Source organism: Desulfurivibrio modestus (assembly GCF_044068625.1).
In the GTDB taxonomy this organism is placed as follows: domain Bacteria; phylum Desulfobacterota; class Desulfobulbia; order Desulfobulbales; family Desulfurivibrionaceae; genus Desulfurivibrio.
Genome location: NZ_JBIPKH010000041.1, coordinates 1 through 9,109, shown reverse-complemented (window position 1 = coordinate 9,109; position 9,109 = coordinate 1). Strand labels below are relative to the sequence as shown.

Below are 9,109 nucleotides of genomic sequence, written 5' to 3'. Positions count from 1 at the left end.
TGGTAAAGCAGGCGTGCATGAAGGCTGGTAAAGTTCCAAGGGCTGGAGCAGCATTGCGGGCTCAAAATGGCCCATTGAGCCCCGGCATTACAGTAAATCGCCGGATCCGCGCTGCCCCGGGGAGTGTCATCGGTCTCCAGCATGAATTGGCCGGAGATAACCAGCTTGTCCTCAAGACATATTTGCTCGCCCGGATTGGGGGAGTCAATATTGACAAAACCCGTGGCGGCCCAGCAAACAGGTTTGAGCAAAAGCAACAGCAGAATAGTAAGTGCTAACCTCAACGCCCAACGGTTCATCCCTCCCCTCCCGGCTTAAAATCAACCCAAACGCCCCCAATAATCAATTCGTAAGACAGGAAATAGCGCGCGAAAAACCCGACTGCCGACACCATATCGCCTGCATAATACAGTCAGGCAATGGCTGTCAATAAAAAAATAGCTCGGATTTACATCAGGATAAAATGATAAACCAATATTGCGAAGATTATTCAGTGCTCCAGCCGGAAGGGTTCTCCGTGCCAGGAAAGGACCACCCCCTGCGGGGTGATTTGGTCGAGGCGCAACTGGTCGGGCAGGGTGTCGCCCTCGCGGTACTGCCGACCGCGAATCATCACGAACCGACGCGCGGGATTTTCCGAATAGACGTGAACCTCCAGGGAGGGCGGAGTGACCTGCTGCCGCAGACCGGCCGGCAGCTCACTCCAGCGGGGGGGCGGACCGACCAGGGCCGGGGGCGATAATTCCGGCAACGGCAGCGGCGCTGGTTCCTGTTGTGGTTGCGGTTGCGGTTCCGAAGTTGCGGCCGCCGGGGCCAGGGGCCCCTCCTCCGGCCTGGGTTGAGGGGTCGCGCTTTCAGCTGGCTGGGCCGGTAGCGGGAGCTGCTTTTCTTCCAGGGCCTCGAGCAGGGGCCCAGGCTGTTCCCGGCCCGAGCCCACCGGTAGCAGCAGATAGGCGAGCAGGGCCACCACCAGCAACAGGTTGAGCAGCAGCAAGGGGCGTAACCAGCCGGGACGGGAAGCGGCGGGGGAACGGGAGGGGGGCTCCTGGGGAGTGTCCAGCCGGGGAACCGCCCCCAAACGCCGCTGCCGTTCCGATTTTTTTAAGGCTTCCAGAATATAGGACATTTTCCTTCTCTCAAGGCCCGGCCGGAGCAACGACCAGGCGGGGAGTACCGGGTTCCTCCAGCTCGAAACTCAGCCGCAGTTGGGTCTGGAGCCCGACGATCCCGTCGGGCTGAAGGCCGTGCTCCCGCTGAAAGGCCGCCACCCGCCGGGCCAATTCATCATCGAAGTAAGTGGGATCAGCAGCCATCGGCAGCGGTGATTCGGCCTCGGCCCCCTGCTCCAGTCGGTCGAGAACGGCCCGCAACCGCAGCACATCGGCCCCCCGGTTCCCGGCCCGCAACAGCTCTCCTCGCAAGGGGGGACGCCAGAGCAGCCGGTAATCCCCCAGCCAGTAAGGCTCCAGCTCAGCCAGGGGCAAACGCCACTCTTCGCCGGCCACCGCTATCACCGCCTCCTGCCCGTTGAGCCCCACCAGCAGGATGGTCCGGCCAGGCTGGTCAACGGCGTTGGTCAGGCGCAGCAGGGCCGGGCGATTATAAAGCCGCAGCAGGGCCCAGCTGCCGGAACCCTCCAGGCAGCGCAACCCCAGGGTTTGGGCCTGAAGGCAGCCACCGGCCCCATCGGCCCCCTCTTCTCCCCAAAGGGCGAAAAGGGCCGTCCAGGCCGCGACCTCATCGTCGTCATCCAGGTTTGCCAACCCAGCGGCCAGGTCGATCGTCGCCCGGGATTCCCCCTCGTTGCCCTCCTCGGTGGCCAGGACTGCCGCGAGCGGGCTTTCATTTTCCCCGGCCCGGGGCGCCATCATTCCCAGCCATTTTTCCGGAATAAAATGCGGCAAGTCGGGGCCAAAGCGCTGCCCCAGCCAAAGCGCCACCGGCAACAAAAGCAGGAGCAACAGAACCAGGGCCCAGGGACGACCGAGCTCAAACCGCCGCCGACCCGAAGGGGCAGGGCCGGTGGGGGCGGCCAGCACTTCCCCGGCGGCCCGACGCAGAATCGCCTCGTCAACCAGGTTGCGCTCCTCCACGTAGGCTCCCAGCAGGGCTCGATCGGCGATGACGTTGATCAGACGCGGCACCCCGCCGCTCAGACGATAGAGGGCCTTGAGCGCCCCGGCGGAAAAAAGCGGTCGCTCTACCCCCGCCACCTGCAAGCGATGGCGGACATAGGCCGTGCTTTCCCCTCGATCCAGGGGGTCCAGATGATAACGGGCGGTGATCCGCTGGGCCAACTGGCGCAGCTCATCACGCTTCAGCAACTCCCGCAACTCCGGCTGGCCGATCAGGATGATCTGCAAGAGCTTGATCTCGGCAGTTTCCAGGTTGGTGAGCAGCCGCACCTGCTCCAGAACCTCGGGGGCCAGGTTCTGGGCCTCATCAATAATCAGCACCGTCCGCCGACCGGCGGCATGGTTTTGCAAGAGGTAATCGTTAAGGGCGGCCACCAGCACCTTCAAGCTGGGGCGGCCGGCGGGATAGGAGATCTTCAGTTCGTCACAGATCGCGGCCACCAGCTCGACGGCATCGAGCTTGGGGTTGAGGATCAGGGCCAGATCGACATCGGCGGGCAACTGCTCCAGCAGACTGCGACAGAGGGTGGTTTTGCCGGTGCCGACCTCGCCGGTCAGCAGCACGAAGCCGCCGCCCTCCCCCACCCCGTAAAGCAGATGGGCCAAGGCCTCACGATGCCGTTCACTGAGGTAGAGAGCCCGGGGGTCGGGGGTGATGGCAAACGGCTTATGGTGAAACCCGAAATAGTTTTCGTACATAAAATGTGTATTAATCAGCCCACAACGATGCAGGCAACCGGACAGGAATCGGCGGCCTCCTGGGCACAGGCCAGGTCACCGTCGGCCCCTTTAAGGACGAAGGCCTTTTCGATCTCCTGGTCGAAGCCGAAGACCTCCGGGCAGATTTCCACGCAACTTTGACAACCGATACACTCATCCTGATCCAAGGTTATTGACCGGGCCATGACCTGCTCCTTTACGTTGAGTTAGACGAACAACGTCAACTCGTGAGTTTACACCAAGCGGGCTGGGAACAAAAGGGGGAAAAGAAAAGAGGAGAGGCACGGAGGAGCGGCGCGCGACCGCTCCTCCATACAATGGTGGAAGAAGTTTATTTTTTGGCTGCCATGGGGGGGGAAGGAACGTCGGAGCCGTGGCAACTGGTGCAGTTATGCTGAGCGGTGATGCCGTAAGAGGCCGAGGGCAACCGTCCCTTGGTCTGATACTGGCCGTCATGCCACTGATTGAGCAGGGTCACGGTTTGGTGGGCGACGCTGGCGGTAACCCGAGCGCAACGGTCCCGCCGTTCCTCGCTGCCCAGGCTGTGACCGGAAGCCTTCATCCACCGACCCACCGAGACGTGGCAAAGGGGCGAATCGCTGACCGTGGTGATCATCTTCCCTTTGTAACGAGGGTCTTTAGGGGTGTAGGTGGGCAGGGCGGCGTCTGCGTACCACTGCATGATCTCCGAACCCATCATGGGGCCGTCATGGGAGCCGGTGGTGCGGGGGCCGATGATCATGTTGGTGACCAGGGCGGCTCCGACATGGGAGCCGCAGGCGGTGCCCCAACCGGTAAGGCCGCCCTCCAGAAAGATAAAAGTTTCCGGCGGAACCAAGGTATAGGGTTCGCCGACCTTCTCCTGCAATTGGGTAAAAATGCTGCTGAACACCCCGGCTCCACAATATACGCGATACCACTCGTTGTAGGCCAGTTCAGCGGTTTCATCCGGATCCAGCTTTACGTAGGGCCAGGGCCAATTGGCCATCTGGCTCTTGGCCTGGGCGGTACCAAGAAGGCCGCCGGCCTTGGTCAGCAGCAGACCGGCGGTCAAAACGCCGGTACCGACCATCATTTTACGGCGGTCCAGATTAACTTCCGGTTCCTGTTCCCCAAATTTCGCTTCCTGTTCCATGGCTCCTCCTCGTTTTGGCTTGACTGCCTAAGACCGAATACCACACAGTGGTCGTAAACCACAGGGCGATCCTAATACCGTGCATCGAAATTATCAATGCGGTAAATTGTCGCAGGCAGAGCCACGGAAAACTGTCTGAATTAGCACAGTTTTCCGCTGTCATTGCCGGCAGGCCAAGAATGGATTGGCCACCCGGCGCCCGGGAGATCCACGACAAGGCCCCTTGACACCGCCTCGATCATGCTTACCTTCCCGCCGGACAACTTAAACCAAGGAGGATCGCCATGAGCAGCCAACAAACCGCCCCGGCCGTCGAAACCCGCGAGTTTCAGGCCGAAGTCAAAAAGATGCTGGATATCGTCATCCACTCGCTCTACACCGAACGGGAGATTTTTTTGCGTGAACTGGTCAGTAACGCCGCCGACGCCCTGGAAAAGTTCCGCCACCAGCGGCTATTGGCCGCAGAGGTCTTTGACGATCATCTGCCCCTGGAAATTAACATCCGGGCCGACCAGGAGCAGAACACCCTGACCATCATCGACACCGGCATCGGCATGGATCGCGGCGAGCTGGAGAGCAACCTGGGCACCATCGCCCATTCCGGCTCCCGCACTTTTCTGGCCAACCTGGACCCGGCCCAACAGAAGGATCTCAGCCTGATCGGCCAGTTCGGGGTGGGCTTCTACGCCGCCTTCATGGCGGCCGCCAAGGTGCGGGTGCAGTCGCGCAGCTTCCGGCCCGACGACAGCGGCCACGAGTGGATCTCCGACGCCGCCGGCACTTACACCATCGCCCCCTGTCCCGGCATTCACCGGGGTACCAAAATCATTCTGGAGCTGAAAGAGGACGCCAAGGAGTTTGCCGATCCCGAGCGGATCAAGCAGATCATCCGCCGTTACTCCAGCTTCGTCTCCTTTCCCATCAAGGTGGAGGATGAGGCGGTCAACACCGTCCAGGCCCTCTGGGCCAAGGGCAAGAGCGAGATCAAGGATGAGGAGTACAACGAGTTCTACAAATATATCGCCAACGCCTTCGACGAGCCCCTGGCCCGGCTCCATTTCAGCGCCGACGCACCCCTGGCGGTCAAGGCCCTGCTCTTTATCCCCACCGACAATATCGAGCGGCTGGGCTTCGGGCGGATGGACCCCGGGGTCAACCTCTACTGCCAGCGGGTGCTGATCGAGCAGCACAGCAAAAATATCCTCCCCGAATGGCTCCGCTTCGTCAAAGGGGTGATCGACAGCGAGGATCTGCCGTTGAACATCTCCCGCCAGGCCCTCCAGGACAGCGCCTTGGTGGCCAAGATCAACCGGGTGATCAGCAAACGGCTGCTCAAATTTTTCGCCGAGCTGGCCAAGGACCAGCCGGAAACCTACGAAAAACTGTGGCAGACCTTCGGCTCCTTCCTCAAGGAGGGAGCGATCTCCGATTTCAACTACCGCCCGGAGCTGGCCGGCCTGCTCCGCTTCGAGTCATCCAAGACCGAAGCGGGCAAGCTGACCTCGCTGGAAGAGTACTGCCGGCGGCTGGCCCCCGAGCAGAAGGATATCTACTACATCAGCGGCCCCAACCGGGAAGCGATCGAGAACGGCCCCTACATCGAGGCCTTCCGCCAGCGCGGCATCGAGGTCCTCTACACCCTGGACCCCATGGACGACTTCGCCCTCAGCCATATCGGCGAGTTCAAGGAGCACCAGTTGGTTTCCGCCGACCTGGCCGACCTGGACCTTTCGGCCTTCGACCAGCCGGAAACGGAGCAGGATCAGGGCGAGCAGGAGGAGAAGGCGGGCCTGAACCCGGAAAAGGCGGCGGCTTTGGGCCAGTGGTTCAAAGAGGTGTTGGGCGACAAGGTCAAGGAGGTCAAGGAGTCCAAACGCCTCACCGACAGCCCGGCCATGGTGGTCAACCCCGACGGCTTCATGACCAGCAGCATGGAGCGGGTGATGCGGGCCTCGGGCCAGAAGCTGCCCCCGTTTGGCGGCAAAAACCTGGAGATCAACCCCGGCCATCCTTTGATTGCCGGGCTGGAGGAGCTGCGCGGCCGGGACGAAACCCTGGCCCGCCAGGTGGCGGAACAGATCCTGGACAACGCCCTGATCCAGGCTGGCCTGATGGTGGAGCCCCGCAGCATGGTGAACCGCAACTACCAGATCCTCTCGCGGTTGGTGAAGTAGGGTTCCAGCCGAAAGGTCAGGCCAAAAGCCGCTCCACCCGGTCCCGGAGTGCAAGGCAGGCGGGGTCCCGCAGCTCCCGGGGCCGGGGAAGTTCAATTGAAACCAGCTCCCGGAAGGCCCCCGGCCGGGATGGCAGCACCGCTACCCGGTCGGCCAGATTGAGGGCTTCGTTGATATCGTGGGTGACGAAGACAATGGTCATCTCCCGCTCGCGCCAAAGCCGCAGCAACTCCTGCTGCATCCGGGAGCGGGTCAGGGAATCCAGGGCCCCGAAGGGTTCATCCAGCAGCAGGACCCGCGGCTCCACCGCCAGAGCCCGAGCGATGGCCACCCGCTGGCGCATCCCCCCCGACAGTTCCCCGGGGTGCTGCTCCTCGCAGGCGGCCAAACCCACCAGGGCGAGCAGTTCCCGAGCCTTTTGCCGCCGCCGCTGCCGATCCCAGCCCTGCATCTCCAGGCCGTATTCGACGTTGGCCAGCACCGTCCGCCAGGGAAAGAGATCATAGCTCTGCATGATCATCACCCGGTGGGGGGAAGGCCCGGTCACCGGCCGGCCGTCAACCATGATCTCGCCGCCGTCGGGCAGAGCAAAGCCGGCCAGCAGATTGAGAAAGGTGGTCTTGCCGCAACCGTTGGGCCCCAGCAGGCAGACAAATTCGCCGGGGGCCACCTCCAGGTCCAACCCCCCCAGAACCGGCTGCCGCCGCCCCCGCTTATCGGCAAAACTTTTTTCGATTCCCCGGGCCACTATCTTCATCCCGTGATCCCCCAGCGCCGCCGCACCTTTTTTTCCGCGGCGGCCATCAACCGGTCCAGCAGCAGCCCCAGGGCACCCACCAGCAGCATCCCGACAATCACCAGATCGGTGCGGAGAAAGTTACGGGCATCGAGGATAAAATAGCCCAGGCCCGACTGGGCCCCCAGCATCTCCCCGGCCACCAGGTGGATCCAGCCCACCCCCAGGGCAATGTGCAACCCCACGGCAATATAGGGAAAGGCGGCCGGAATTACCACTTTACAGAGCAGACTCGCTTGGCTGCTGCCGAAGTTGAGGGCCACCTTAATGTAGGTGGGGTCGACACTGCGCACCGCCGCGATGGTGGAGAGCAGAATGGGAAAGAAACTGGCGATGAAGATGATGAAGATGGCCGGTAGGTCGCCAATGCGGAACCAGAGTACCGCCAAGGGAAACCAGGCCACCGGCGAGATCGGCCGCAACAGTTGGATTAGAGGGTCCAGGGCCCGATGCAACCGGGTGAACCAGCCCAGAATCAGGCCCAGGGGCACCGCCAGGAGCACCGCCAACAGGTAGGCCACCCCGAAACGAAAGAGGCTGACCACGATATGCTCCGGCAGCAGGCCGCTGCCCCAGACCTCCACCAGGCCCAGCAGGACCAGATAGGGGCCGGGCAGCAGATATTCATTGGCGTAGAGCCGGGCCGCGGCCTCCCAGAGCAGCAGGAACAGCAGGACGGCCAGGCCGGGGCCGAAAAAACGTTCACCGGGCAGTTCCGGCAGGCTGAATTTGGGGGTGGGCTTGGTCACGGGGGCTACGCGGCGGTTCAGGTTAAGGGCAGCCGGGCGAAGGCCGGTTCCAGATAGGCATCCAGCTCGATATCCCGCACCTCCCGCAGGCCAACCCGCAGCATCTGCTCGCGGGTGGCGGCAAAATCGGCCGGTTCGGGAAAGAGATCGTGATAGGTAACCCGGTCCGGCGGCCGGGTCAAGACATGCTCGATCACCGCGGGGGCCTGCCCCAGATAGTTGACCGAACGGACGGCGGCCCGCCGGCGATCGGCCTCGATCTCCCGGCCGGTGACCCGCAGGCCGGTCACCAGCTCGGCCACCGCCTCGGGATGGGATTGGATAAACTCCTCCCGCACATTCAGCACGCAACAGATATGCCCGGGCCAGATCTCCTTGGAGAGGGTGAAAACCCGGCCCACCCCCTGGATCTCGGCCTGGGCCCCAAAGGGCTCGGCGACAATAAAGCCGTCCAGCCGGCCGCCGGCCAGGGCCTGGACCATCTCCGGCGGCGCCATATCGATATAGTGCACCGACTCCCCAGGCAGGCCGGCATCGGCCAGCAAGCGGCGCAGCAGCAGATAGTGGGTGGAAAAACGGCTGGGAATGGCAATCCGTTTGCCGGCCAGAGCGGCGGTGGCGGTGATCTCCTCCCGGGCCGCCAGGGTCAGAACGCTGCCGTTGCGATGGCCCAGCAGCACCGCCTGGATGGGCGTCCGCTGCCGGCGCAGAGCCATTCCCAGGGGAGTGAGCAGGAAGGCGGCATCCACCGCCCCCACCCGCAGGGCCTCGGCCGCCTCGGGCCAGGAGGAGAACTTGACCGGGCTGAGGGCCACCCGGCTGAAGGGGTAATAGTCGTGGGCCAGCAGCAGCAGATGATCGGTGATGGGCAGATAACCCAGCCGCAACCGGGGCCGCCCGGCCTCACCGCCCCGGCTATTGCCCTCGCCGCAGGCTGTCAGACCAGCACCCAAGCCGGCCGCCAGCACGGTATGCAAACCTAATCTGACAAATTGTCGCCGATCCATCCAGTGATCCCTGCCGGTTCGAAGCCCAAAGGCGTGATTGCGCGATCACGCCGCTTCGAGTCAGCCATGATACCTGGTGCGGGCGAAAATAAAAAGTGGAATCAGGCCAGCAGCAGCAGGGCCAACAGCACCGCCACCGTGCAGATGGCGGAACTGCCCACGGTGAAGAGCGAGCGCCGGAAGGTATCCAGCAGGCGCTGCTCGGCCCCGTCGGGCCCGTCGATCCGCACCCCGGTCAACTGCCAGACCGGTTTGACCACCAACAGGGCAAGCCGGGCCGGGCCGTCGGCCATAAACCGATTCAGCCGCCGGGGCATCCCTTCGGCCAGGCTCTCCTGGCCCCATTGGTTGAGGCGGGTCAGGCCGCTGTTGGCCGCCAACAGAAAGAGCCAC

Annotated in this window: 9 protein-coding genes and 1 pseudogene; 1 reads left to right on the top strand and 9 read right to left on the bottom strand. The window is 63.1% G+C overall.

Features of this window, described 5'->3' with window-relative positions:
* The 5 genes from ACHHRT_RS13475 to ACHHRT_RS13455 all read right to left on the bottom strand — a co-directional run.
* The coding region (locus ACHHRT_RS13475; RefSeq protein WP_395500291.1) for a hypothetical protein at nt 1-299 on the bottom strand (299 nt) is incomplete at its 3' end.
* A gap of 191 nt (nt 300-490) precedes the next feature.
* Nucleotides 491-1,126: a general secretion pathway protein GspB gene (locus ACHHRT_RS13470; protein WP_395500290.1), complete on the bottom strand. Its 636-nt coding sequence runs from the start codon at nt 1,124-1,126 to the stop codon at nt 491-493.
* A gap of 10 nt (nt 1,127-1,136) precedes the next feature.
* On the bottom strand, nt 1,137-2,834 hold the full coding sequence (locus tag ACHHRT_RS13465; RefSeq protein WP_395500289.1) for an ExeA family protein: 1,698 nt from the start codon (nt 2,832-2,834) through the stop codon (nt 1,137-1,139).
* A gap of 14 nt (nt 2,835-2,848) precedes the next feature.
* A complete protein-coding gene (locus tag ACHHRT_RS13460; RefSeq protein WP_395500288.1) occupies nt 2,849-3,040 on the bottom strand; it encodes a ferredoxin in 192 nt (63 codons plus the stop codon).
* A gap of 146 nt (nt 3,041-3,186) precedes the next feature.
* Nucleotides 3,187-3,990 (bottom strand): C-GCAxxG-C-C family (seleno)protein, encoded by an 804-nt coding sequence (locus ACHHRT_RS13455; protein WP_395500287.1) that lies wholly within the window; start codon nt 3,988-3,990, stop codon nt 3,187-3,189.
* 284 nt (nt 3,991-4,274) lie between these two features.
* Between ACHHRT_RS13455 and htpG the strand changes: the two genes are divergently transcribed.
* Nucleotides 4,275-6,164, top strand: coding sequence for a molecular chaperone HtpG (gene htpG / locus ACHHRT_RS13450; protein WP_395500286.1), 1,890 nt, complete (start codon nt 4,275-4,277; stop codon nt 6,162-6,164).
* A 16-nt stretch (nt 6,165-6,180) separates the two neighbouring features.
* On the opposite strand, the gene ACHHRT_RS13445 is transcribed toward htpG, so the two are convergent.
* From ACHHRT_RS13445 to ACHHRT_RS13430, 4 genes and pseudogenes are all read right to left on the bottom strand, one after another.
* Nucleotides 6,181-6,921, bottom strand: coding sequence for an ABC transporter ATP-binding protein (locus ACHHRT_RS13445; RefSeq protein ID WP_395500285.1), 741 nt, complete (start codon nt 6,919-6,921; stop codon nt 6,181-6,183).
* Nucleotides 6,918-7,709, bottom strand: coding sequence for an ABC transporter permease (locus ACHHRT_RS13440; RefSeq protein ID WP_395500284.1), 792 nt, complete (start codon nt 7,707-7,709; stop codon nt 6,918-6,920). The genes ACHHRT_RS13445 and ACHHRT_RS13440 overlap by 4 nt, the downstream gene beginning before the upstream one ends.
* Before the next feature lie 17 nt (nt 7,710-7,726).
* Nucleotides 7,727-8,716 (bottom strand): ABC transporter substrate-binding protein, encoded by a 990-nt coding sequence (locus tag ACHHRT_RS13435; RefSeq protein WP_395500283.1) that lies wholly within the window; start codon nt 8,714-8,716, stop codon nt 7,727-7,729.
* A gap of 101 nt (nt 8,717-8,817) precedes the next feature.
* Nucleotides 8,818-9,109, bottom strand: a pseudogene (locus tag ACHHRT_RS13430) (Na(+)/H(+) antiporter subunit D); the annotation flags it as partial.